The organism is Mariniflexile litorale, assembly GCF_031128465.2.
Taxonomy (GTDB): domain Bacteria; phylum Bacteroidota; class Bacteroidia; order Flavobacteriales; family Flavobacteriaceae; genus Mariniflexile; species Mariniflexile litorale.
The window spans coordinates 1,359,813-1,386,070 of sequence record NZ_CP155618.1 but is presented as its reverse complement, the minus strand read 5'-3'; the positions used below and the strand labels follow the sequence as shown (position 1 = coordinate 1,386,070).

The window sequence follows — 26,258 nt, the reverse complement described above, 5'->3', positions numbered from 1 at the left end:
ACAGGCTCAATATGACTCAGAATAACACTTTTCAGACAGCCTCTTTTGTTTATATAAAGGGTAAGGTTATTAGAATTTATAACTCAATCCAACGGTGTAATATGTTTGTAAATCATTATCTACATTATCAAACGTGGGTTCTGTTTGAGCAGGAATTGCTAATGGATCAAACTGTCCTAATGCATAGTTTAAAGCTTCTTGCTTGTTACTTCTTAAGCCAAAATCAAAACCAACACCAATCATTTTCCAAAGTGTGTAGCTAAAAGAGTTTGTCCATGTAAAGTTTGATAAATCCCCACTTTTATAGCTTTGGAATGTTGAGAAGTTCGTTTTAAAATTAATGGCTCCAATTTGTCTTGTATAATCTGCAACAATTTTGGCACCTAATGATGATTCAAAAACAGTATCATTATCAGCAAAAACAAAGTTGTAGTTTAAAGGATGAATGACCACTATTAAATTCTCTATAGGTGTCCAAGTAGCACCAACACCTAAATCTAAATATCCAGGATCGTTAAAGTTATCTAATAATGTCGTTCTATATTCCATTAAACCTGAAACAGCTAATGTTTTTGTAATGTTCCTTCCGTATAAAGATGAAATATTAAACACATCGGTAGTAGGGTTGAAACTATCGTCATCGTTTGGGTTGTCTTTATTGTCAAGCTTCACCCAATTTAGATTGGTTGTTAAGGCATTTCTCCAAAAAAATTTTTCTTGAATCAAGTTGGCATGGCCGTTAAAAGTAAAGCCTATGTTACCAGATGAGTTGTTTGGAGCACCTTGTGAATACCATTTGCTGAAGTTTGATAAACTACCACCAATGGTACCAAAAGCACCAACCCTCCAACCAGGTAGGGCATCAATTTGTGCTTGCAAAGCTTTTGCTTCAGCTTGTAAAGCATTTGCTGCAGCTTGTTTTTCAGATTTTTGGGCTTGAAGTTCTTCTTTTGTTTGAGCATTTACGGCTATTATGCCAATAAATAATGCAAATAATAAAAGTGTTTTTTTCATTTCTTCTCGTATTAATATATGTCTTAAAATTAAGACAGTTTAAGATACGCATTTTATTGCGAAGTTACAATTAAGGTTGTTTTTTTTTAAAAAGAGGAACAGAAGAACAAGCTTCTCCATACATGATCGATTTTGCAATAGGTTTTAATTTTGTTGCAAGCATGATATAGGCATTTTGAGGTACTGGTTTTTTAGAACAGCCTTTTATAATGAGAGGTTTATTAGTAAATTCAGAAACATCTAAATGAGATATAACATCTTGATATATTGAGGTCTCCAAAGCTTCAAGATTGCCAATAATCATTTTTTTAGCAAACGATTCTAATTGAATACTAATTAACATATAAGCCCAACCTGGGATGATGGCATCGCTACTACAAGTTAATGCGACATAAGAATCTTGATATTGAGCCCAGTTATATTCAGCAACTTGATTTCTAAAATCTTTTTCGCGTAATACGAAACCTTCATACAACCAATCTTTAATATCAAAAAGAACACGTGGTCCTTTAGGATAATAATCCTCAAGGTTAATCGTAACTAGTACACTATTCGCTACGCGATTTATAATTTCTTTATCCAAAATGTTTGTTGTTTAGAAGTTTGTTGTTCAGTTGTAAATAAGCGTAACGATTTCTCAACTATGAACTAAACTAATTAAAGCATTCCTAATTCTAATTTGGCTTCTTCGCTCATTAAATCTTGTGTCCATGGTGGATCGAAAGTAATTTCAACTTCAGCACTTTTTACAGCGTTTAAGGATTTTACTTTTTCTTCAACTTCCAAAGGCAATGTTTCTGCCACAGGGCAGTTAGGAGTAGTAAGAGTCATTAAAATTTTAACATCCAAATCTTCATTTACAAAAACATCATAAATTAAACCTAATTCATAAATGTCTACAGGTATTTCTGGATCGTAAATGGTTTTTAGTACGTTTACTATTTTTTCACCTAATTCGGTGGTGTCGATTGTTTCGCTCATTTTTTTAATGTTTAATCCTTTAGAGTTTAATCGTTTTGAAAGTGCTTTTCATTTAACGAATAAACAATTCAACTATTTTAACTGTGTTTGGTACGCAATAGCATACATTTTAAGTTGTTTTATCATGCTTACCAAGCCATTAGCTCGGGTAGGCGATAGATGTTCTTTTAAACCAATTTTATCAATGAAATCCATATCGGCATCGATAATATCTTTAGGGTGTTGGTTAGAAAATACTCGTATTAAAATAGCGATAATACCTTTGGTAATAATAGCATCACTATCGGCTGTAAATTCTATTTTATCATCCTGCATTTCGGCATGAACCCACACTTTACTTTGGCAACCTTTTATAATGTTGCTTTCGGTTTTATATTGGTCGTTTATTAGGGGTAAATCTTTCCCTAAATCAATCATATATTGATAACGTTCTTCCCAATCTTCAAACATTGAGAATTCGTCTATTATTTCATTTTGTATGTCTTTAATACTCACAATCACTTAATTTTATGTAAAAATACAACAAGAAATGTTGCTATTCAATGTTTTCTGAAATAGATAAGACTTCTTTAACAAGTCGTGCTATTTCTTTAGGAGGATTTCCATGATCGAAACTTGGTGTTTTATAAGTATCACCATTATAAATGATTTTGAAATTAGCAATAGAAGCACCATCAAAAAATCGATTTTCAGAAGGTGCTTTTAGATTTGGTAAATTTTCAATATCAACTGGCTTTAGAACTTTTAAGATTTTATTCCAATTGGAATTAGAGCAGGATTTAACAACAGGGTTTTCGTCCCTTTTACTTACTACTGAAATACTTTTTTTGGTGATGGTTATGAGTTGATACGAACCCCTTGAATGCATCGAGTATTCAAGAAATATAGCGTCTTGATTTACTTTAGATGCAGAACAACCATTATCTATAAAAACTAATGATAATAAGATGATTAAAAATTTCATAGGAATGAGATTGTATTTCTTATAGAGTTGCAAAAAAGAAGCCAAAGTTTAAGAAAGCATCATTTTTGCTTTTTTCACACCAGCTACTAAAACGTCTATTTCAGATTTAGTGTTGTAAAAAGAAAAAGAAGCACGAACTGTTCCTGGAATTTTAAAATAATCCATAATAGGTTGCGCACAATGATGCCCTGTGCGAACCGCAATTCCTAATTTATCTAAAATGGTACCCACATCGTAAGGATGGATACCTTCTAAGTTAAATGAAATGACAGAAGTTTTATTTTTCGAAGTACCATATATTTTTAAACCTTCAATTTCTAAAAGTTTTTTTGTACCGTATTCTAAAAGTTCATGTTCGTATTTGGCAATGGCATCGAAACCAACAGCATTCATATAATCGATGGCGGCTCCAAAAGCAATACCTCCACAAATATTTGGTGTGCCTGCTTCAAATTTGTGAGGCAAATCAGCATAGGTTGTTTTTTCGAAGGTGACTTCGGCTATCATTTCACCACCACCTTGATAGGGAGGCAATTTTTTCAACCAACTTTCTTTGCCGTATAGCATCCCTTGACCTGTTGGTCCGCACATTTTGTGAGCAGATGCTACGTAAAAATCCACATCCAATGCTTGAACATCTGGTTTAATATGTGGGGTTGATTGTGCGCCATCAATTAATACGGCAGCCCCAAATAAATGTGCTTGTTTAATGATATATTCTATGGGGTTTATGGTACCCAAAGCATTTGATATGTGGTTTACAAATACGAGTTTTGTTTTTTTTGATAGTAAGGCGTCGAATTCTGGTATCACCAATTCACCATCTTGGTTCATTGGGATGACCTTTAAAGTGGCACCCGTACGTTCGCAAAGCATTTGCCAGGGGACAATATTACTATGGTGTTCTAGGGCAGAAACAATAATTTCGTCATCTTTTTTTAATAGTGATGAAAAACCATTGGCGACTAAATTAATGCTATCTGTTGTACCCGAAGTAAATATAATTTCGTGTGCAAATTTTGCATTAAAGTGCTTTTGTATTTTTTCTCTTGCTTGTTCGTATTTATCGGTTGCTTCCTGGCTTAATGTATGCACACCACGATGAATGTTGGCGTTGTAGTTTGAATAATAATCTACAATAGCATCAATAACTTGTTGTGGGGTTTGTGATGTGGCTGCATTATCAAAATACACTAAAGGTTTGCCATTTACTTTGCGAGAAAGAATGGGGAAGTCTTTTCGAATGGTTTCTACGTTGAACATGGCTTTTTGTTTAGCCCCGATGGTAGCGGCATCCTTTTTTGCTTTTTTTTCAAAGCGAAAAAGATATAGCGGATAGCGGGAAATAGCTTCAAATTAATATAATTAATTATATCATGAAATTCCCTTCTTCGAGGGAATGACAAAATATACTATAAATCAAACCCAATTTTAACACCTAATTTATTAGCAATAATCTTAGTAATACGCTGTTTAATTTCTGGAATTTTAACCGAACTTAATACGTTATTACTAAAGGCATACATTAAAAGTGCTTTGGCTTCTTTTTCGGGGATACCACGAGAACGCATGTAAAACATGGCACTTTCGTCTAATTGCCCAATGGTACAGCCGTGAGAACATTTTACATCATCAGCAAAAATTTCTAATTGCGGTTTGGTGTTTATGGTTGCCTTATCACTTATTAAAATGTTATTATTGGCTTGAAAAGCATTGGTTTTTTGAGCTAATTTTTCAACAATAATTTTACCGTTAAAAACACCTGTAGAGTTCTCGCCAAAAATTCCTTTATAATCTTGATGACTTTCACAGTTAGGTTCTATATGGTGTACGAGCGTATTGTGATCTACATGTTGTTTATCGCCAATAATGGTAACACCTTTTAAAATAGATTCAATGTGTTCGCCCATTTGATAGAAATTCAAATTATTACGAACTAATTTACCGCCAAAAGCAAATGTATGCACGGATGCGATACTTTCTTGCTTTTGTTTTATAAACGTATTGTCTATTAGCGTCGCGTTTTGGTTGTCGTTTTGAATTTTATAGTAATCGACAATAGAGCGTTTGTTTGCGAAAATTTCGGTCACACTGTTGGTTAAAACAGGATTATTGGTTAGGCTTTGATGACGTTCTATAATTTGTACATGTGAATTCTCATCCGCTACAATTAAATTTCGTGGTTGTAACATGGTGGCCGATTCATTTCCTGTTGAAAAATAAATGATTTGAATAGGCTTCTGAACCATTTTATTCTTTGGAATGTGAATGTAGGCCCCCTCACATGAAAATGCTGTATTTAACGATGGTAAACTATCTTTTGTAGCTGCTTTGTTAAAATAGTTTTCAATGATTAAACGGTATTTAGGTTTTGTTAATGCCGAAGACATTAAACAAACATCTAAACCGTCGTGTGTGGTTTGCGATAAATGCGATGAATATTTCCCATCTATAAATACCACATTAAAGGTGTCTATATCGTGAATGAAATATTTTTTTACATCGTTATATTCTATAGCATTTTCCTTTTTTGGGAATACGCTATAATCTTCCTTTAAAACACTGTTTAAAGAGGTGTATTTCCAAGCTTCTTCCTTTTTGGTAGGAAAGCCTTTTTCTTCAAATATTTTGATAGCTTCATTTCTAACGTCGTGTACGTATGCATCTACATCTACACGTTCTTCGAATGCTAAAAAGGATGATATTAATTTTTCTTTTAAATCCATTTTTTAAATAGTTTCAAGTTTAAGGTTAAAGGTTTCAAGTTGCTTACTCAAAATTTTATTTAAACTTGTTTCCTTTGAAATCTCTTTTATTTAAATATGATATAAAGCCAGATATTCTCTTGCTTAATTGTTCATAATCGCTTACTAATTTTTTTAGTTTTTCTTCTGAAATGTAATTTGAATCAAATACTCTATATAATTGCGACCTTGTTTCTCCTGCCGAACCTTTTGCTATTGATAAAAATTGTCTGAATTCCAAATTGCCATCAAGTTCAAAACCTTAAGCAATATTGTCCATTACAGAACCAGAAGAACCTTTTATTTGATCTTTGAGTTTGAAATCGTGCTTTAATTCTGTTTCAAGTGCAATATCTTTTAATTTGATTAAATAATGTTCTAGCTTCCTGCCAGTTTTCTAAATCCTCAAATCGTTGTATAGTTGCCATTAACTTGAAACTTTGAATCTCAAACTTAAAACAAATTACGCGTTCACTTCTTCTTTAATCCAGTCGTATCCTTTTTCTTCAAGTTCGTGCGCTAATTCTTTGCCGCCCGATTTTACAATACGGCCGTTATAAAGTACATGTACAAAATCTGGAACAATGTAATCTAACAAACGTTGGTAATGCGTAATCACAATAACCGCGTTGTCTTTACTTTTAAGTTTGTTAACACCATTGGCAACTATACGAAGGGCATCGATATCTAAACCAGAATCGGTTTCATCAAGAATAGCCAATTTAGGTTCTAGCATCGCCATTTGGAAAATCTCGTTACGTTTTTTTTCACCTCCCGAAAAGCCTTCGTTTAAAGAACGTGATAAAAATTTTCTATCAATTTCTAATAGCTCCGATTTTTCTCGTATTAATTTCAACATATCTTTTGCAGGCATATCGTCTAAGCCTTTAGCTTTACGATTTGCATTTATAGCTGTTTTCATGAAATTAGTAACCGATACGCCTGGGATTTCAATTGGGTATTGAAAAGATAAAAAGATACCTTTATGTGCACGCTCTTCAGCAGCTAATTCGTCGATATCTTCATCATTAAGAAAGATACTTCCTTCGGTTACTTCGTACTCTTCTTTCCCTGCAATTACAGAGGCTAATGTGCTTTTTCCAGAACCGTTGGGCCCCATGATTGCATGAACTTCTCCCGCTTTTACTTCTAAATTTATGCCTCTTAAAATGGCTTTATCTTCAACACTTGCGTGTAAATTTTCAATTTTTAACATAATTTATATTTGAAATTGCAATACTTAAATTCTAAATTCCAATGGATACTATTCGTTGGAATTTGGAGTTTTCATTTTGAATATTTATTTTTATCCTACCGAGCCTTCTAAACTAATTTCTAATAGTTTTTGAGCTTCTACAGCAAACTCCATAGGAAGTTTATTTAATACTTCTTTACTAAATCCGTTTACTATTAATGCGATCGCTTTTTCGGTGTCTATACCACGTTGGTTGCAATAGAAAATTTGATCTTCACCAATTTTACTAGTAGTTGCTTCGTGCTCTATTTTTGCCGATTTATTTTTCACTTCAATGTAAGGAAAGGTATGTGCACCACATTCGTTGCCCATAAGTAAACTATCACATTGCGAAAAGTTACGTGCGTTGTCTGCATTCGGACTAATTTTAACCAGTCCTCGGTAACTGTTTTGTGATTTTCCTGCTGAAATACCTTTAGAAATAATAGTCGACTTGGTGTTTTTTCCCAAATGAACCATTTTCGTACCTGTATCGGCTTGTTGGTAATTATTAGTTACGGCGATTGAATAAAATTCACCAACCGAATTATCACCTTTCAATACACATGATGGGTATTTCCAAGTAACTGCACTTCCAGTTTCTACCTGAGTCCAGGATATTTTAGCGTTCTTTTCGCATAAACCACGTTTAGTTACAAAGTTGAAAACACCACCTTTACCCTCAGCATTTCCTGGATACCAGTTTTGTACGGTTGAATATTTTATTTCAGCATCATCCAAAGCAATAAGTTCTACAACAGCTGCGTGTAATTGATTTTCATCACGACTTGGTGCGGTACAACCTTCTAAATAAGAAACATAACTACCTGCATCTGCAATCACCAATGTTCTTTCAAATTGACCCGTTCCTGCTTGATTGATTCTGAAATAAGTTGAAAGTTCCATTGGGCAACGAACGCCTTTTGGAATGTAACAGAAACTCCCATCGCTAAAAACAGCTGAGTTTAAAGCAGCATAAAAGTTGTCTTTTTGAGGGACTACCGTACCAATATATTTTTTTACTAAGTCTGGATGTTCTCTTAACGCTTCTGAAATAGAACAAAATATAATGCCTTTTTCACCCAAGGTTTTCTTGAATGTAGTCGCTACCGAAACCGAATCTACCACCACATCCATGGCTACATTAGATAGTTTTTTTTGTTCATCTATCGAAATTCCAAGTTTAGCAAATGTTGCTAATAACTCAGGGTCTACTTCGTCTAAACTATCGTATTTAGGCTTGCTGTTAGGTGCAGAATAGTATGAAATAGCTTGGAAATCTGGTTTTGCATAATGCACATTTGCCCATTCTGGTTCAACCATTTTCTCCCAAGCACGAAAGGCTTCTAAGCGCCATTCGGTCATCCATTCTGGTTCTTCTTTTCTAAGAGAGATTGCACGAACAATATCTTCATTTAAACCAATAGGAAATGTGTCGGAAGCTATATCAGTATAAAATCCGTATTCATATTCTTTGGTTTTAAGCTCTTCTCTTAAATCGTCCTCTGTATATTTATTACTCATATTTTTTACTATTTGAAAACTCCTTCGATTGTGAAGGTTGGAATTGGATTAAAGCGAAAATGATTCGCCGCAACCACAAGTGCGGTTTGCATTGGGGTTATTAAACACAAATCCAGTTCCGTTTAATCCTCCAGAATATTCTAAAGTTGTTCCTATCAAGTATAAAAAGCTTTTTTTGTCTACAATAATTTTCACATCATTATCTACAAATACTTTATCATCTTCTTGATTTTCTTTATCGAACTTTAAATCGTAAGATAGCCCAGAACAACCGCCACTTTTAACACCTACGCGTACATAATCGGAAGTAGGGTTAAAGCCCTCTTCTGTCATAAGTTCGATAACTTTTTTCTTAGCTGTTTCAGAAACTTTTATCATATTTTTTTTAATTAGATTTAGATCTGCTCTTAGCTTAAATAAATATTTAATTAAGACAATTTCTAAATAGGGTACAAATATACAATATAAGTCATGGATTACCATGTAACCTAACATTATATTAGTATATAGTTTTATAGGTTTTTCTTATTGATTAAAAAATTACAATTTTGTTGTATATTTTTAGTTTTAAGTTAACAAATTTGAATTTTTATTATCTGAAGTGTATTCATTTATAAAAATAAGGTTCTTATTTTTGCAATATGATAGAAGATAAAAATCAACAGCGTACCCCATTAAGTGATTTAGGAGAATTTGGTCTGATAGACCACCTTACTAAAAACTTTAAAATAAATCACAGGTCTACCATTAAAGGAATAGGTGATGATGCCGCTGTTTTGAATTTTGAAAACAAGAAAATTGTTGTTACTACCGATTTATTAGTTGAAGGAGTGCATTTTGATTTGAGCTATATGCCATTAAAACATTTGGGATATAAAGCTGTTGTTGTAAACCTGTCCGATGTGTATGCCATGAATGCGAAAGCCACACAAATTACGGTATCAATTGCGGTTTCTAATAGGTTTCCTTTGGAAGCCCTTGAAGATATTTATGCAGGTATAGAAACTGCTGCTAAAACATATGATATAGATGTTATTGGTGGAGATACAACGTCATCTACTACTGGGCTTTTAATTTCTGTTACCGCTATTGGAGAAGTAGAGAATCCAGTCTATAGAAATGGAGCTCAACCAAAAGATCTACTAGTTGTTACTGGCGATTTAGGGGGCGCTTTTATGGGCTTGCAAGTACTAGAGCGCGAAAAAGAAGTATATAAAGTCAACCCAAATAGTCAACCCGATCTTGAGCCTTACACCTATATTATAGAGCGCCAGCTTAAACCAGAAGCGCGAAAAGATATTATTAAGCTGCTGAAAGATTTAGATGTAAAACCCACAGCTATGATTGATATTAGCGATGGTTTATCTTCTGAAATCATTCATTTATGCAAACAAAGTAATTTGGGGTGTGATTTGTACGAAGAAAAAATTCCATTAGACCCGCAAGTTATTTCAACATGTGAAGAATTCAACATAGATAGTACAACCGTTGCTTTAAATGGTGGTGAAGATTATGAACTTTTATTCACCATATCTCAAGTCGATTTCCCTAAAATACAAGCAAACCCTCATTTTAGTGTTATTGGTTTTATGAAGGAAGCAAATGAAGGTATACACTTAGTTACCAGAGCCGATGCTAAAATACCTATAAAGGCGCAAGGATGGAAAAATTTTAATGACTAAAAACTAACAATTCACAATTAAATCTTTGAAGATTGGTTTTAGAGAGACGTTTATGGTGGATGCGTTCTAACACATCGTTAATTTCTTTTAACTTAGGCGTCAATTCAATTAAATTACCACTACTATTCGTAGTAAGTTGTTTATTGCACGTTTTACATGCATATTCTTTAACATGATAAGTAACATTTCTGGTTACTTTAAAATCATGTCCGAATACCAGACAATGGATGTTTTTCATTATATATTTTAATTAGCTTCTTAAGAGACTATTAATCTATAAAAAAGCAAACAAATTTTATCGATAAAATGTTAGTAAATCGACGAAACGAATCTTTTATCCTTCGAACGTTCCATTCTAGTGTTGTAAATGCGTTCTAAGATGATATTAATTTCCTTAAATGTTGGAGTTAATTCTATTAACTTTCCATTGCTATTTGTGGTTAATTGTTTTTTGCAATGTGAGCAAGTATACTCTTTTACATGGTAGGTGACCTTTTTAGATACTTGATAATCGTGCCCAAAGAGATTGCAGTACATCTTTGGTATGCGTGTTGGTTTTTTAGTAGATTTTTTCATGTGTTGGTTGTTTGAGCAATAAACTTAGAAAAAAAAATTAATAAACCGTCAAAACGCTATAAATTTTCGATGAAATACACTATTTGTGTCAAGAAAATACTTTCATTTTCGATATGACTCATGTGTCCGTCTGGAAATTCTACTACATTCACATTATTATTCATGGCTTGATTGAAGAGTATGTTGTAATCTAATACAGGATCTTTTTTACTAATAATAATCATTTTTTTAAAATTAGATAATTGAAGGATGTGTACTCGATTTTTTCTAATTTTCATACCTTCTAAAGCTGCAATGATACCTTGAAGAGGTGTTTTTAAAGCTTCATTAACAACCTCTTTTATTTTATCAGCAAATGCGATTCTGTTTTTTGGTCGGAATAAATTGTTAACAGCAATTCTAATAAAAGTTTTATAATTCTGTTTTACAGCCACAATAGCACGGTCTCTGTTTTGTTTTTTTTCTTCAGTATCGGGTAATGCAGTAGAATTCATTAAGCACAACCCTTTCAAGGCATCTGGATTTTTTTCTGCAAATGCGAGTGCCACATAGCCTCCCATAGAGTGTCCTATAAAAGTAGAATATTTTATTTTTAAATGATTTAGTACTGCTTCAACGGCTTTTGCCATAAGTTCCATGGTGTGTATATAACCTAGGCATTCTGTTTTACCATGACCCAATAAATCAATACAAATAACGCGATTGTTTTTGCTTAGTTCTGGAATGAATGGATTCCACATAGTTGCGTTTTCTAAAAATCCGTGAAGTAAAACCACAGGATTTCCTTGGCCTTCATCAGTATAAAAAATGTTAATGCCTTTGTATACGAATATCATACTTAAAAAAATTAAACAATAATATTAGGATAACTAGGCTTTCACCTTTTTTATTGCAGTAAAGGCTTTATCTACAAATTCATCTTCAACTAGAATGGTAAACTCATTGGTTGTAGAAATTACTTCGTAAAGCACAATGCCTTCCCAAGCTAAACGCTTAAAAAATTGATAGTACAACCCAGCAATTTTTGAGTTATCTTGTGGTAAGTTTACGCTAATAGCCGACAAGCCGTCTTGTGTAGCGATAAAGGTTTCGTTTTTTAAATTTTCTTCAATAAACTCTTTTAAACTACTGGATATGATGAGATTGCTTTCATGAATCCCTCTAGTGAATGTGTAAAATAATTTTGATTCTTGATTAATACGAACTAAAATTTTTGCATGATTTTCAATAATAGTTTCAGAATTTTTAATTGTGAAATCTGTTAAGTTAGAACGCACGGTGATATCACCCAGATTCTGCATGAATTTTTTCATTTTCACCGAGTTTGACAAAGCAGGTGGCGGATTGTAACGCCTTAAAGCCATCATAATAGCACCTGGTTTCACCTCTTTTTTTAGCATTTGACTAATGGGTTCGGTTAGTTCAATTGCCAATGCACTAAAATTTATTATATTTCTAGACAGTGCTTCTTCTAAATAAGGTTGGGTTATTAGAATGTCTTCTACGCAGTTTGATACAGTTTTCATATGGTTTTTATTCTTTCTTAAGCAAATCCAGCCTTCATTATATAGGTAACAGAAATAAAGCCAATGCTTTATGTTAATTATTTAACAATATGTACAAAATTAAACATATTTTTTAATAAATATCTTTATTAAGATAAGGAGTTATAGTTTAGTAGTCTGAATTGATTTAAATAAATCAACTATATAAAGTGATAAGCTTATAAAAAGTATGAAAGTATTAAAATTCGGTGGCACTTCGGTAGGATCGATTGAAAATATCTGTAACGTTAAAAGCATTATTAACGACGGCGAAAAAAAGGTGGTTGTATTATCGGCTATGTCAGGCACAACCAATCAGTTAGTTGCTATATCAAAGCATATTTCAGATAATGAAGCGAATGAAGCTATAGATAAAATAAATAAACTTCATGATACCTATTCCAGTGTCATAGACAATTTGCTTTCAAATACTTCTTTAAATAAAGAGGTTAAAGTTTACGTGTCTGATATTTTTAATTTATTAGTTGCGTTTACTGCAAAACCTTTTTCTATTGAATTAGAAAATCAAATTGTAGCACAAGGAGAATTGCTTTCTACCTATATGGTGAATGCTTATTTAAATCAAGAAGGTGTAAGTTCAACATTATTACCAGCTTTAGATTTTATGCGTATTGATAGCGCTAAAGATCCTGATTTAAACTATATAAAAAAACATTTTGTAACGGCTTATAATAAGGCTCAAGATTCTCAAATTTACATTACCCAAGGGTTTATTTGTTTAGATGATAAAGGAGCTATTTCTAATTTGCAACGAGGAGGAAGCGATTATACTGCAACTATTATTGGGGCTGCAATTGGAGCGGAAGAGGTTCAAATTTGGACTGATATTGATGGGATGCATAACAACGATCCTAGATATGTTGAAAATACAAGACCCATTTCGAACTTGTCATTTGAAGAAGCGGCAGAATTAGCTTATTTCGGAGCGAAAATATTACACCCACAAACAGTAACGCCTGTAAGGTCGCTTAATATTCCTGTACGATTAAAAAACACGATGAATCCAGGTGCTTTTGGTACCTTAATAAACGACGATCATTCTGAAACTGGTGTGAAAGCCATGGCCGCGAAAGATGGTATTACTGCTATAAAGATAAAATCTGGTAGAATGCTACAAGCACACGGGTTTTTAAGAAATGTATTTGAAATATTTGAAATATTTGAAACATCAATAGACATGATTACAACATCGGAAGTTGCGGTCTCTTTAACTATTGATGATGATAAAAACTTAGATAAAATTTTAGCTGAATTAGAAAAATTTGCAACCATTGAAGTTGATAAAGGGCAAAGTATTATTTGTTTGGTTGGCCATTCGGTTGTAAATCATCAAGAAACATATAAATTATTTCAAATATTGCAAGATGTAAAAATTAGAATGATCTCTTATGGTGGAAGCAATAACAACATCTCTCTGTTGGTTGATACCAAAAATAAAATTAATACGCTGCAAAAACTAAACGATTATTTATTTGAATTAGTCACTCTGTAAATTGCAAAACTTTAGTGTTGGTAGCAGCAAAAGGGTCGTTGAAAAACGACCCTTTATAATTTTTATGAATTCATTAAATCTTCAATTTCTTCCGCTTCAATAGGAATGTTTTGCATTAAATTGAAAGGTTCTCCAGATTTTTGAATAACCACATCATCTTCAAGTCTAATCCCAAAACCTTCATCAGGAATATAAATACCAGGTTCAACAGTAAATACCATATTAGCTTGCATCGGCTCGGTTAAAATACCATAATCGTGCGTGTCTAATCCCATATGGTGACTGGTTCCGTGCATAAAGTATTTTTTATATGCAGGCCAATCGGGGTTTTCATTTTGTACATCGGCTTTATCTAGCAAGCCTAAACCTAACAATTCTGAAGTCATTATTTTTCCCACTTCAATGTGGTAATCTGCCCAAATGGTTCCAGGTGTTAATAGTTTAGTAGCTTCATTTTTCACCCTAAAAACAGCATTGTAAACTGCTTTTTGTCTCGCAGAATACTTTCCGGAAACTGGAATGGTTCTGCTTAAATCACTCGCATAATTGGCATATTCAGCAGCGGTGTCAAATAAAATTAAATCACCTGCTTTACATTGTTGGTTGTTTTCAATGTAATGTAATACGTTTGCGTTGTTTCCCGAAGCGATAATAGGTGTGTATGCAAAACCTTTAGAACGGTTACGCAAAAACTCGTGCATTAATTCGGCTTCAATTTCATATTCCCAAACGTCTGGTTTTACAAAGTTTAAAACTCTACGGAATCCTTTTTCGGTAATATTACAGGCTTGTTGAATCAAGTCAATTTCAATGGAGCTTTTAATAGAGCGAAGACGTTGTAAAATAGGGGCGCTTTTGGCTACACGATGTGCTGGATATTTTTCTTTTAACCATTTAGTGTAACGGTCTTCGCGAGTTTCGGTTTCAACATTAGCTCTATAATGTTCGTTGGTGTTTATATATACAGTGTCGCATTGTGTCATTAACTCAAACATGATTTTTTCCATATCTTGAAGCCAATATACTGTTTTAATGCCGCTCGTTTCAAACGCTTTTTCTTTGGTGAGTTTCTCGCCTTCCCAAACAGCAATATGTGCATTGGTTTCTTTTAAAAACAAAATTTCGCGATGTTTTTCTTTTGGGCAATCTGGGAACAATACCAAAATGCTTTCTTCTTGATCCACACCACTTAGATAAAAAATGTCACGATGTTGTTGAAATGGTAAAGTGCTATCTGCACTTATTGGATAAATGTCGTTAGAGTTAAAAATAGCTAAACTACTAGGTATCATTTTAGCAATAAAATTTTTTCTATTGTTAATGAAAAGCGTAGATTTTATTGGTAAGTATTTCATTTGTTTTTTTTTTTTTTAGTTATCTATAAATCAAATGTGTAAGATGTATTTTTTATGCTTTTGAATCTATATGATATAAATATTAAGGATACTATGTGTGGCAAAATTACACAAATCATATGTAATAATAGGTTATCTTTGAGGCCGTCTTTATTATAAAGGTTGATAAAATTTAAGATGTTATGAAAAAGATTGTATTATGTAAAGTATTTATCTTATTAATGTATTTAGTCAGTTTAAATAATTTACATGCACAAACCCTGCTTAGAGAGGTTTCATTAAAGAAACAGATTGAAAATTCAAGTTTGGTCGTAGAAGGAAAGGTTGTTTCTAAAAAATCTTTTTGGGATGCTAATAATCAGCATATTTACACAGCTAATACCATTGAAGTTTATAAAGTATTTAAAGGAGAACCAGTGGCAGTTATAGAAGTTATTACTCCTGGTGGTACGGTAGGTTTGTCTGCTGAAATGGTAAGTCCAAGTTTGAAACTGAATAACGATGAAGTGGGTGTATTTACATTGTATAATAACAATATAGCAATGAAATCTTATGAAAAAACCTCTTTGAAACAATTTCAAGCTTATGGGTCTTCTCAAGGGTTTTACAAGTATAACTTATATGATAATCTAGCGGTTAATACGTTTAATAAAAAGAACGGAATAGCTTCAAATTTCTATGATGAAATAATGGGTTATACAAAATTTACATATATTGAAATGTCTAATTTTGATACACAATCAATTTATTTAAAATCTACTCAAGGTAAGGAATTGCTTGCTCCTGGTTCTATAACTTTTACGCCAACTACAATTACTGCTGGTACAAAAAGCGTGCTAACTATTAATGGTACTGGTTTTGGAGCAACAAAAGGAAAAGTATCTTTTCGGAATGCGGATGATGGAGGAGCTACTTTTATAGACGCATTCAATACCCAAATATTAGAATGGGGAAATACTCAAATTAAAGTTGAAGTTCCATCTAAAGCAGGAACGGGAGCTATTGTTGTAACTGATGCAAGTTCTGCAAGTAAACAATCTAGCAATAGCTTAACTATTTTATTTTCAGAAATAAATGTAGTACAAGATGAAGGCAATGTTGCATATCGAGCGCAACATGTAAATGATAATAATGCTGGAGGTTATACATGGCAAATGTTTACAGATTTTAATAATAATGCCAATGCTAAAGCTGCTTTTCTTAGAGCTTTTAATTCATGGCGATGCACAACAGGCATAAATTGGGTAATAGGTGCATCAACGACTAACGATGTTGCAGATCTAGATGGCATTAATGTTGTTAGATTTGATAATGGTGCAGAATTGGGGCCTACAGAATTGGGAAGATGTACCACTTATTTTAACGGTTGCGGTACGGGAACAAATTTGAATTGGTATGTTTCTGAACTAGATATTGTTTTTGATGATACAACTGATTGGAACTTTGGACCAGCAGGAACTCCAGCTGTAATAGGAAAATATGATTTTGAAAGTAATGCGCTACATGAGTTGGGGCATGGACATGCACTAGGGCATGTTATTAGTGATAATGATATTATGAATTATGCACTTCAAACAGCAATTGATCGGAGAGTATTAAATGCAAATAACATTGCAGCAGCCAATGCTATTCAATCTAGAAGTATAAGTTCTATAGTGTGTTTAAGACCTTTATTAACTAATCATTCTTGTTCATTAGGTGTTGAGGAAGAAGCATTAAATAATTCAATTACAATATACCCTAATCCTACAAATGGTCAGTTTTTTATTAAGAATAATTTGTCTGTTAATTTAGATAAAATATTGATTCACGACGTAAGCGGTAGGCTTATTTCAGAATTAGATACTTCCAATGGAACTCAAACAATAACTATTAATTTATCGGGTGTTTCAAAAGGTTTGTACTTTATGAGAATACTTTCAGGTACAACAGAAATAACTAAAAAGATACTTGTAGAATAATTTTTTGCATAATAGGAGCTTCGGTGTTATGAAAATTAGTCCTTAATTTAGCTAAGATATTTAAGAAAATCCTTAAATAATCATGCATTACGCCATTTTATTTGTTTTTTTTAAATCACAATTTATATTATATATAGTTTTTTTTGACAAACTACGTATTATTACTAATAACTATTCTAAATTGTAATTTTAGAGCCCAACTTTTTGCCTATGAATTTATTGTAAATTACATTTGTATACTATACTTAATAAATTAAATAATGAGCGGATTTTTTAAATCTTCAATCGGAAGAAAAGTAGCCATGGCGCTTTCAGCTTTTTTCCTCATGTTTTTCTTGCTTCAACATTTTGCAATTAATCTTTTATCTGTTTTTAGTGGAGATCTTTTCAACGAGGTATCACACTTTATGGGAACTAATTGGCTAATTCAATTTGTTATGCAACCCATATTAATTTTTGGAGTGGTTTTTCACTTTGTAATGGGTTTTGTTCTAGAAATAAGGAACAAAAATGCTAGAAATATCTCTTATGTCAAGAATAATGGTTCTGCAAATTCTACTTGGATGAGTAGAAACATGATTTGGAGTGGTGCTGCTATTCTAGCATTTATCATTTTACATTTTATTGATTTTTGGTTTCCAGAAATTAACACGAAATTCATTCAAGGCGATTGGTCTGGAATCCATGAAGGTGTTGACGGCTACAGATATTTCCATGAACTACAGGAAAAGTTTGTTAGTCCAATTAGAGTTGGAGCTTATATATTAGCATTTGTGTTTTTAGCATTGCATTTATTACATGGTTTTACTTCTGCATTTCAGTCTATGGGAGCTTCAACAATCCGTAAAAAGCGCTTGCAAACCATTGGAAAAATATATTCGATAGTTCTTCCGTTAGGATTTATTTTCATAGCACTTTATCATCATCTTAACCATTAATATTACAATAGCATGGCTTTAGATTCAAAAATACCACATGGTCCAATTAAAGATAAATGGACAGATTATAAAAACCATATCAATCTAGTAAATCCTGCTAATAAGCGTCATATTGATATTATTGTTGTAGGAACAGGTTTAGCTGGTGGTTCTGCTGCCGCTACCTTAGCAGAATTAGGTTATAATGTAAAAGCATTTGCTTATCAAGATTCTCCACGTCGAGCACACTCTATAGCAGCTCAAGGAGGTATTAATGCTGCCAAAAACTATCAAGGTGATGGCGATTCGACATATAGATTGTTCTACGATACTGTAAAAGGAGGCGATTACCGTTCTCGTGAAGCTAATGTTTATCGTTTAGCTGAGGTGTCTGCAAATATCATTGATCAATGTGTGGCGCAGGGAGTTCCTTTTGCTCGTGATTATGGTGGATTATTAGATAACCGCTCATTTGGAGGGGTGTTAGTTTCAAGAACCTTTTACGCTAAAGGACAAACAGGTCAACAATTGTTATTGGGAGCATATTCTGCAATGAACCGCCAAATAGCACGTGGTAAAATTGAAATGTTTAACCGTCACGAAATGCTTGATGTTGTAAAAGTAGATGGTAAAGCTAGGGGTATTATTGCTCGTAATTTAATTACTGGTGAAATAGAACGTCATTCGGCTCATGCTGTAGTTATAGCTTCTGGCGGTTATGGAAATGTATATTTCTTATCAACTAACGCTATGGGATCTAACGCCACTGCTGCTTGGAAAATTCATAAAAAAGGGGCGTATTTCGCAAACCCTTGTTATACACAAATTCACCCAACATGTATTCCACGTTCTGGCGATTATCAATCTAAATTAACGTTGATGTCTGAGTCGTTACGTAACGACGGACGTATTTGGGTTCCAAAAAATATTGAAGATGCAAAAGCAATTCAAAAAAGAGAAATAAAGCCAACAGACATCGCTGAAGAAAATAGAGATTATTTCTTAGAGCGTCGTTACCCCGCATTTGGTAATTTAGTGCCTCGTGATGTAGCATCTCGTGCTGCTAAAGAGCGTTGCGATGCTGGTTTTGGAGTGAATGCTACTGGTGAAGCCGTGTTTTTAGATTTTGCTACAGCGATTACCCGTTATGGAAAAACGCAAGCTAAAATTCATAATATTGAAAATGCATCAGATGCTAAAATATACGAATTAGGTCAAGCCATTGTTGAGGAGAAATATGGAAATTTATTTCAAATGTATGAGAAAATTGTAGATGAAAATCCATACGAAACTCCCATGATGATTTATCCTGCAACACACTATACCATGGGAGGTATTTGGGTAGATTATAATTTGATGACTTCAGTTGATGGGTTATATTGTATAGGAGAAGCTAATTTCTCTGAGCATGGTGCTAATAGATTAGGTGCTTCGGCGTTAATGCAAGGGTTGGCAGATGGTTATTTTGTATTACCTTATACTATTGGAGATTATTTATCTAATGAAATTAGAACAGGTAAAATTCCAACGAACACGCCAGAGTTTGATGAAGCTGAAAAAGAAGTAACTGATAGAATTAATTTCTTCATAAATAATAATGGAGAGTACTCCGTAGATTATTACCACAAAAAATTAGGAAACATTATGTGGGAAAAATGTGGAATGTCACGTAACGAGCAAGGTTTGAAAGAAGCCATGGTGGAAATTAAAGCTTTACGTGAAGATTTCTGGAAAAATGTTAAGGTGCCAGGTTCTGCAAACGAAATGAATCCTGAATTGGAGAAAGCGGGTCGTGTTGCAGATTTCCTTGAGTTAGGCGAGTTGTTTGCTAAAGATGCACTTGATAGAAACGAATCTTGTGGAGGTCACTTTAGAGAAGAATCGGTTGAATTAGAAGGCGAACAAAAAGGTGAAGCAAAACGTAATGATACAGATTATGCTTATGTTGCGGCTTGGGAATACACAGGAGAGCCAGCCGATGCCGTTTTACATAAAGAAATATTAGAATTTAAAGATATTGAACTAAAACAACGTTCATACAAATAAGAAAAAGACATTATGAATTTAACACTTAAAATTTGGAGACAGAAAGACTCAAAATCAAAGGGTCAAATGGTCGATTATAAAGTTACTGATATTTCAGAACATATGTCTTTTTTAGAAATGATGGATGTTTTGAATGAACAATTAGTAAATACTGGAGAAGAACCTGTGGCGTTCGATCACGATTGTCGTGAGGGTATATGCGGAATGTGTTCTATGTACATAAACGGTGAAGCACATGGTCCAGATAGAGGGGTAACCACGTGTCAATTACACATGCGTATGTTTAAAGATGGCGACACTATTACTATCGAACCATTTAGAGCAGCTGCATTTCCAGTAATAAAAGATTTAGTAGTAGATAGAACATCTTTTGAACGCATTCAACAAGCTGGTGGATATATTTCTGTGAATACTTCAGGAAATACACAAGATGCGAATTCGATTCCAATTTCTAAGCATGCTGCCGATGAAGCTATGGATGCAGCAACTTGTATAGGTTGTGGTGCATGTGTTGCTACTTGTAAAAATTCATCTGCTATGTTGTTTGTTGGAGCAAAAGTATCTCAATATGCGTTATTGCCTCAAGGACAAATTGAAGCTGCTGATCGCGTTCGTAATATGGTGGCACAAATGGATTTAGAAGGTTTTGGAAATTGTACTAATACTGGTGCTTGCGAAATTGAATGTCCAAAAGGCATTTCATTAGAGAATATTGCGCGTATGAATAGAGAACTAATGAAAGCAAATTTGTAATAATAAATTCCTTTCATCGATAATAAATAAAACCCAAGCTTTTGCTTGGGTTTTTTGTTTAGATTTAGTAACAAAAAATTATTTGATGAAAAAAAATATTCTTATAAGTATTATTTGTTTGCTTGTCTTTCTTAATGTTAATGGGCAATCACACTCTATTAATGATTCGATAAAAAAAACGTCATTTGTTGATTCGAATTTACTTAAGCATATAAAAATCTTATCGTCTGATGCTTTTGAAGGAAGAAGGACGGAAACAAATGGTGGGGAAAAAGCAAAGATTTATATTATTAATCAGTTTATGGCAACCTCTGTTTTACCATTAACAAAAGGCTATCAACAAACCTTTTCGTTTAATTCAGAAGGTAAACATTATAATGGCGTGAATGTTTTAGGATTAATAAAAGGGTCTTTATACCCAGAAAACTATATTGTTATAAGTGCCCATTACGATCATGAAGGTAGTAAAAAAGGGCAAATTTACAATGGCGCCGATGATAACGCATCGGGTGTGAGTGCCTTATTCAGTTTTGCAGAATATTTTATAAACAATCCACCCAAGCATTCTGTTATTTTAGCAGCTTTTGATGCTGAAGAATTAGGGCTGCAAGGTTCTAAATATTTTGTAAGTCACTCTATTATTCCTTCTAAACAAATAATGGTTAATCTTAATATGGATATGATTAGTAGAAGTGATAAAAAGGAGCTGTTTGCAGTTGGTACAGCTCATAATGAAACTTTGAAAAAGGTTATTATGAATTATACCTATTCCAAAAAAATAAATCTTTTAACAGGTCATGATGAAGGAAACTGGAAAGACAATTGGACTGATGCTTCAGATCATGCATCATTTCACAAAAAAGGCATTCCGTTTTTATATTTTGGAGTAGATGATCATGAAGATTACCACGAACCAACTGATGATTACGAAAATATTCAACCAGAATTTTATATAGAAGCTGTAAAAGTTATTATAGGTGTTTTTGAAAAAATAGACGTATTAACCTTTTAATATAATTTTAGGAGTCTAAGTACTTAAAACTTACAAGGTTTTCAAAATCTTGCCGGAATTGTAATTTTTAAAAATAGGCTTTCAATTGTACTGTTCCTGTGTGAATGGTTTTGCTAGTTTTGGTTTTTCTCCCAAAATAACTTAGGTTGAGGTCTAAAAAATCAGTTAGTTTCTTTTGTGCTAATACGCTCCAAGTAAAGTTTTTACCAGGTTGCAATCCTTCTAACATTTGATATGATACAGGTGTATTCGCACTGCCGTTAAATTTGTTAGAGAAGAAGTTGAACTCACCTATAATAGAATTTTTTTGACTTCCAGAAAACGTAAATGAAGTCCCATATTTTTGCTGTTTTAAAGTTTCTAAACCTCCTATAGTATTCTCTTTGCTGGCATGTTGATAGAATATGTCAAATCTAGAATTATCATTAAATAAATACGATAATTTGGGGTTTAATCGTGTTTCATCAAAATTGTAATTTTTGCTTACGAAATTTTCACTTAAACTTTTATTGTTTTCAAAATCAGATCGAAAGGTTATTAGCCAACTTTCAGCAATTTTATGATTGAAATTAAACTGATGGCTTTTCAATCCGTTTTCAATAAACCCAATAGATAAAATATTTCGAGTTTTGTTAGAAAGGAAGGTGTAAGACGTTGTGTAATTTTGTTTTCCCCGATTAAAAAATAACACATTTCTAAAGTTCAATTGAAGCCCTAATTGGTTTTCTTCATCATTTTCAAATGGATTCAAGTTAAAACTACCACCTTCACGTTTTAATTTTCTATCAACCAAATAACTGGTTTGGTTGTAAAAATGCGACCAGAATTTTTGAGTTTTATTCTCGCTTACAGCCCACTTTGCGGGATTGATAGTAAGTGTTTGACTTAACCTATTTTGATGCGTTTTTATATAAATTTGATTGGGTAACAGTACTCGAATGTATTTGCCTTGATCTTGAAATTGTGCGATTTCAAATTCTTCTAATTCTTGAATGCCGTTTTCGTTATAATCAATCCATGTGTAGGTGCCTTGTCCTGGTTCTACTTCAACATACGTAAAATCCTGTTGTGGCAAACTTCCTGAGTTGGTTTCAAATAGAGTATTCCATTGCACTAATTGTTTAAAAAGCTTTTGGTTAAACTGCAAACGGGAATTTATAGATTGTTCATCATTTATAGTTTTATCTTCACTTTTTAAAGTTCTATAATTAGCATACAAAGCTAAGTTTGTATTGCTGTTTTGAATAAGTCGTGTATCTAAATAAAAGGTGTTGGATGTGTTTACTTTTTGTAATTGATTATTTCTAATACTATCATTTACTCTGTTTTTATAACCAATTTCAGTAAAAATTTTGATGCTATCACCAACACCAAAAAATAATTCATACGATTTAAATTTCTGACTTAAATCAGTCAATTCTTGTGTGTCTATAGTTTTTTGTTCGTTGTCTTCAATAGCTATTTTAGTGCCTAGCCAACTTTTATTCATACTGTAGGTAATGGTGTTTGCCGATCGTAAAAATGTGGAGTTATTTAGGCTTGAATTGGCATTTAAAAAACTAGAATATGAAGCAATTCTAAATTTATCAAGTATCAAATAGGTGTTGAATATATGACGGTTTCCATTAAAATTTTCAGAATAACCTAAATGTTCAAATTGATAGGTTGCGTTTCCTTTTTCAGGATGGTTCAAATTTAAACCAGAGGTTAGCAACGTTTGATTTCCAAAATCGATGGTTGAAATTGTTGCAGAAGCATCATCTAGATTCCAATCTCTGTTAAATTCAGCATTATATAAACGTTCGATTGTTTTGAAATTTTGTTGAATATAATCGGCATCTGCAAAAACCTTTAAATTCCATAAACTATCATTCTTAATAATACTTTGAGAAAATTTAAGTTTTCCAGCCAGCCCATCATTATTTGAATCGTCTAAACTTGAAAACAAGTTTAAATCGTTTTTACTTGCGGCTATTTCAAAGCCTATATCAGTCTTTTCGGTAGGTGTATAGTCTCCATTCACTACTGCTATTTGAAGTTTTGTTGGTGCAATTAATTGAATTATGGGAGCGTAATTTCCTTGTAATGGTCCTGCATATTCGTAAATATTATTAATAGCATTGGTGCTTTGTAAAATATAGTCCCCTTGGTTCGTGCCCACTTGAGAAAACGTGACGCGGTATAGGGTGTCGTCTGGATTATTCGAAAACACAAAGGTTTCAACAGCACCAACAAGTTCTTTCTTATATAGAATACGATTTTCATTGATGCTTTCTTCAATTTCAGAGGGAGCTACCATTTGTGTTCTATCATCTCCTGCTTCCGAAAGTATTTGAACTTGTGCTTCTGATAAATTTTGTTGTAATGGCTGATTTTTAGCATCATTTTCAGAATACACCGAAACACCAATATTCAGTTTATTACTCTTGAAATTGCCACCGCCATAGGCGACTAAACGAGAATAATTACGTTCGCTGTATTGATAATCGACGGTAATACGCATTTCAGAAGTGATAGGAAATGTAGAATTGAAAATAATTTCACCTGCATTATAATCGATAATATAATCTTTATCTTCACCGCGTTGCGCCGCAACACCGTTTACATAAACTGTTTCGCTACCTGAAACAATAAGCACAAACAATTCACCATTTTGTCCTTGTAACTTGTAAGGCCCTTGATTGCCTTCTTGTGCCTTAAACTGGCTTCTGGTAAACTGCCCGCGTACCAAAGCACCAGCGGCAAAGACGTCTGTTTTGGTTTCCTTGTCACCGAAAGTGGCGTTTACTGACAACCCTTGAACACGTTTAGAAAAGCTAGCAAAATAAGAATTGCTGTTTTGTAAATCGATATCGCCCGCACGTACATTCCAACGGTCGCTGTAGAGTTCAATAAAAACTTGATCGAATTCATCCAGGCGTTGGCTGTAGCCACTTTCTTGTAATGGAATATTCGCGTCTTGAATAGAGGCCCGAAGTGATATTTTCTCACTAAGTTTCCCTGAAATTTGAAGGTCTAATTCACTATTTAAAACGGAATTTTGGTTATTTCCAACTGTAACACCTCGAGAAATACTTCCAGAAGTCGTTAAACCATCAAATGGAATGTAATTTTTAGTATCGTTAGTCTGGGAGAGTTGGTAAAGTTTTTGAATGTTATCAGTTTTTTCAACAATAATAGCATCATCTAATTGCCTATAAGTTTTGGTTAAAAATTCTGGATATTTTAAATAATTGATGATGATAGAATCGGTTTCAATAGGTTTTAAAAATTTTAAAAGTGCTTTCCCAAAATTAACTTCATAAAATGAAGCATCAATATTTACATTGTTTATAGTTTGAATTGAAAAATGATTCGAATTAATACTTACGCTGTCAATTACAATAGTATCTTTTACAGCAACTTTTTTAGTTCTATAGTTAGAAACTTGATTTTGTGAAAATCCACAAAACCCCATAAAAAAGACAAAAAGATAGATTGTAAACTTCATTATATACTTAAACTTCAAAATAGTTTAAAATATTTTGTTAATAGTTTTTGTTAAATGTGCTGTAAAATAATAGTGTAAAAGTAACGCATTATTTATTTTAGCTGAAATTAACTCGTTTTTTAAAACGTGTTATTCCAACACAGGTTGGGATCTCATTAAAACATAGTAAATGAAAATAATCTCATATAACGTAAATGGTATTCGAGCAGCCCTCAATAAAGGGTTTATAGATTGGTTGAAAAGTGCCAACCCTGATGTGATTTGCTTACAAGAAATTAAAGCTTTAAAAGAACAGTTAAATTTAGATATTTTTGTTGAAGCAGGCTACATTTACAACTATTGGTTTAGTGCGCAAAAAAAAGGTTATAGCGGTGTTGCTATTTTAAGTAAAATAAAACCTAACCATGTAGAATACGGCACGGGAATTGCTTCGATGGATTTTGAAGGTCGCAACCTTAGAGCCGATTTTGATGGGGTTTCGGTAATGAGTTTATATTTGCCTTCAGGAACCAATGATGCTAGATTAGACCATAAATTTGAGTATATGGATATGTTTCAAGATTATATAAGTACTCTTAAAAAAGAGATTCCAAATTTAATTATTTGTGGCGATTATAATATTTGTCACGAAGAAATTGATATTCATAATCCTAAAGGTTTAAGTAATACATCTGGTTTTTTGCCGGTAGAGCGCCAATGGATTGGCGCATTTATTGATAACGGATTTACAGATTCTTTCAGGCATTTAAATAAAGAACCTCATCAGTATACGTGGTGGAGTTACCGAGCTAATTCAAGAGCAAACAACAAAGGTTGGCGATTAGATTATGCCATGGTTTCAAATGCCATACAAGAAAAGATAAAAAGAGCCGTTATACTGTCAGACGCTGTACATAGCGACCATTGTCCTATTTTATTAGAAATTGAAAATTAAACCCCATTTATTAT

24 protein-coding genes and 1 pseudogene are annotated in these 26,258 nt (G+C 33.0%); 8 read left to right on the top strand and 17 right to left on the bottom strand.

Annotation, left to right across the window (positions count from 1 at the left end):
• Positions 1-69: 69 nt before the first annotated feature.
• The 11 genes and pseudogenes from QLS71_RS05755 to QLS71_RS05705 form a co-directional block, all read right to left on the bottom strand.
• Positions 70-1,014 (bottom strand): DUF3078 domain-containing protein, encoded by a 945-nt coding sequence (locus QLS71_RS05755; RefSeq protein WP_308991519.1) that lies wholly within the window; start codon positions 1,012-1,014, stop codon positions 70-72.
• A 70-nt stretch (positions 1,015-1,084) separates the two neighbouring features.
• Entirely contained in the window at positions 1,085-1,597 is a 513-nt protein-coding gene (locus QLS71_RS05750; RefSeq protein WP_308991518.1) for a DUF2480 family protein, read from the bottom strand.
• A 74-nt stretch (positions 1,598-1,671) separates the two neighbouring features.
• Complete coding sequence (locus QLS71_RS05745; protein ID WP_308991517.1) at positions 1,672-1,995, bottom strand: SUF system Fe-S cluster assembly protein; 324 nt, start codon at positions 1,993-1,995, stop codon at positions 1,672-1,674.
• 72 nt (positions 1,996-2,067) lie between these two features.
• The gene (locus QLS71_RS05740) at positions 2,068-2,490 is read right to left on the bottom strand and encodes a SufE family protein (RefSeq protein WP_308991516.1); all 423 of its coding nucleotides are present in this window, start codon (positions 2,488-2,490) and stop codon (positions 2,068-2,070) included.
• A gap of 40 nt (positions 2,491-2,530) precedes the next feature.
• Positions 2,531-2,959 carry a hypothetical protein gene (locus QLS71_RS05735; RefSeq protein WP_308991515.1) on the bottom strand — a complete coding sequence of 143 codons (429 nt, stop codon included), beginning with the start codon at positions 2,957-2,959 and terminating at the stop codon, positions 2,531-2,533.
• Positions 2,960-3,007: 48 nt separating this feature from the next.
• Complete coding sequence (locus tag QLS71_RS05730) at positions 3,008-4,222, bottom strand: cysteine desulfurase (protein WP_308991514.1); 1,215 nt, start codon at positions 4,220-4,222, stop codon at positions 3,008-3,010.
• A gap of 149 nt (positions 4,223-4,371) precedes the next feature.
• Positions 4,372-5,685, bottom strand: coding sequence for a Fe-S cluster assembly protein SufD (gene sufD, locus QLS71_RS05725; RefSeq protein WP_308991513.1), 1,314 nt, complete (start codon positions 5,683-5,685; stop codon positions 4,372-4,374).
• 55 nt (positions 5,686-5,740) lie between these two features.
• Positions 5,741-6,131: pseudogene (locus QLS71_RS05720) on the bottom strand (four helix bundle protein).
• 35 nt (positions 6,132-6,166) lie between these two features.
• A complete protein-coding gene (sufC, locus tag QLS71_RS05715) occupies positions 6,167-6,919 on the bottom strand; it encodes a Fe-S cluster assembly ATPase SufC (protein ID WP_308991512.1) in 753 nt (250 codons plus the stop codon).
• Between the two features lie 90 nt (positions 6,920-7,009).
• Complete coding sequence (gene sufB, locus QLS71_RS05710; RefSeq protein ID WP_308991511.1) at positions 7,010-8,461, bottom strand: Fe-S cluster assembly protein SufB; 1,452 nt, start codon at positions 8,459-8,461, stop codon at positions 7,010-7,012.
• A 48-nt stretch (positions 8,462-8,509) separates the two neighbouring features.
• Positions 8,510-8,839: an iron-sulfur cluster assembly accessory protein gene (locus QLS71_RS05705; RefSeq protein WP_308991510.1), complete on the bottom strand. Its 330-nt coding sequence runs from the start codon at positions 8,837-8,839 to the stop codon at positions 8,510-8,512.
• Between the two features lie 263 nt (positions 8,840-9,102).
• On the opposite strand from QLS71_RS05705, the gene thiL reads away from it, so the two are divergent.
• A complete protein-coding gene (gene thiL / locus QLS71_RS05700; protein ID WP_308991509.1) occupies positions 9,103-10,143 on the top strand; it encodes a thiamine-phosphate kinase in 1,041 nt (346 codons plus the stop codon).
• Here thiL and QLS71_RS05695 read toward each other — a convergent pair.
• The 4 genes from QLS71_RS05695 to QLS71_RS05680 all read right to left on the bottom strand — a co-directional run bounded on the left by QLS71_RS05695 (position 10,133) and on the right by QLS71_RS05680 (position 12,245).
• Positions 10,133-10,381: a hypothetical protein gene (locus QLS71_RS05695; protein WP_308991508.1), complete on the bottom strand. Its 249-nt coding sequence runs from the start codon at positions 10,379-10,381 to the stop codon at positions 10,133-10,135. The two genes, thiL and QLS71_RS05695, sit on opposite strands and share 11 nt — an antisense overlap.
• Before the next feature lie 71 nt (positions 10,382-10,452).
• A complete protein-coding gene (locus QLS71_RS05690) occupies positions 10,453-10,719 on the bottom strand; it encodes a hypothetical protein (protein ID WP_308991507.1) in 267 nt (88 codons plus the stop codon).
• Between the two features lie 56 nt (positions 10,720-10,775).
• On the bottom strand, positions 10,776-11,555 hold the full coding sequence (locus tag QLS71_RS05685; protein ID WP_308991506.1) for an alpha/beta hydrolase: 780 nt from the start codon (positions 11,553-11,555) through the stop codon (positions 10,776-10,778).
• 33 nt (positions 11,556-11,588) lie between these two features.
• Positions 11,589-12,245, bottom strand: coding sequence for a hypothetical protein (locus QLS71_RS05680; protein WP_308991505.1), 657 nt, complete (start codon positions 12,243-12,245; stop codon positions 11,589-11,591).
• Positions 12,246-12,453: 208 nt separating this feature from the next.
• Between QLS71_RS05680 and QLS71_RS05675 the strand changes: the two genes are divergently transcribed.
• On the top strand, positions 12,454-13,776 hold the full coding sequence (locus QLS71_RS05675; protein WP_308991504.1) for an aspartate kinase: 1,323 nt from the start codon (positions 12,454-12,456) through the stop codon (positions 13,774-13,776).
• A gap of 62 nt (positions 13,777-13,838) precedes the next feature.
• Here the strand turns inward: QLS71_RS05675 and QLS71_RS05670 are convergent, their stop codons facing one another.
• A complete protein-coding gene (locus QLS71_RS05670; RefSeq protein WP_308991503.1) occupies positions 13,839-15,131 on the bottom strand; it encodes an aminopeptidase P family protein in 1,293 nt (430 codons plus the stop codon).
• Between the two features lie 182 nt (positions 15,132-15,313).
• Here QLS71_RS05670 and QLS71_RS05665 point away from each other — a divergent pair, with 182 nt between their 5' ends.
• The 5 genes from QLS71_RS05665 (at position 15,314) to QLS71_RS05645 (ending at position 21,820) form a co-directional block, all read left to right on the top strand.
• A complete protein-coding gene (locus tag QLS71_RS05665) occupies positions 15,314-17,092 on the top strand; it encodes a T9SS type A sorting domain-containing protein (RefSeq protein ID WP_308991502.1) in 1,779 nt (592 codons plus the stop codon).
• 260 nt (positions 17,093-17,352) lie between these two features.
• Positions 17,353-18,030, top strand: coding sequence for a succinate dehydrogenase cytochrome b subunit (locus QLS71_RS05660; protein WP_308991501.1), 678 nt, complete (start codon positions 17,353-17,355; stop codon positions 18,028-18,030).
• 12 nt (positions 18,031-18,042) lie between these two features.
• The gene (locus tag QLS71_RS05655; RefSeq protein WP_308991500.1) at positions 18,043-20,055 is read left to right on the top strand and encodes a fumarate reductase/succinate dehydrogenase flavoprotein subunit; all 2,013 of its coding nucleotides are present in this window, start codon (positions 18,043-18,045) and stop codon (positions 20,053-20,055) included.
• 12 nt (positions 20,056-20,067) lie between these two features.
• Entirely contained in the window at positions 20,068-20,808 is a 741-nt protein-coding gene (locus QLS71_RS05650; RefSeq protein WP_308991499.1) for a succinate dehydrogenase/fumarate reductase iron-sulfur subunit, read from the top strand.
• An 85-nt stretch (positions 20,809-20,893) separates the two neighbouring features.
• On the top strand, positions 20,894-21,820 hold the full coding sequence (locus tag QLS71_RS05645; RefSeq protein WP_308991498.1) for a M28 family peptidase: 927 nt from the start codon (positions 20,894-20,896) through the stop codon (positions 21,818-21,820).
• A gap of 67 nt (positions 21,821-21,887) precedes the next feature.
• Here QLS71_RS05645 and QLS71_RS05640 read toward each other — a convergent pair whose 3' ends face one another.
• A complete protein-coding gene (locus QLS71_RS05640) occupies positions 21,888-25,310 on the bottom strand; it encodes a hypothetical protein (RefSeq protein WP_308991497.1) in 3,423 nt (1,140 codons plus the stop codon).
• A 169-nt stretch (positions 25,311-25,479) separates the two neighbouring features.
• Here QLS71_RS05640 and QLS71_RS05635 point away from each other — a divergent pair, with 169 nt between their 5' ends.
• Complete coding sequence (locus QLS71_RS05635; RefSeq protein WP_308991496.1) at positions 25,480-26,244, top strand: exodeoxyribonuclease III; 765 nt, start codon at positions 25,480-25,482, stop codon at positions 26,242-26,244.
• The last annotated feature ends 14 nt before the right edge of the window (positions 26,245-26,258 follow it).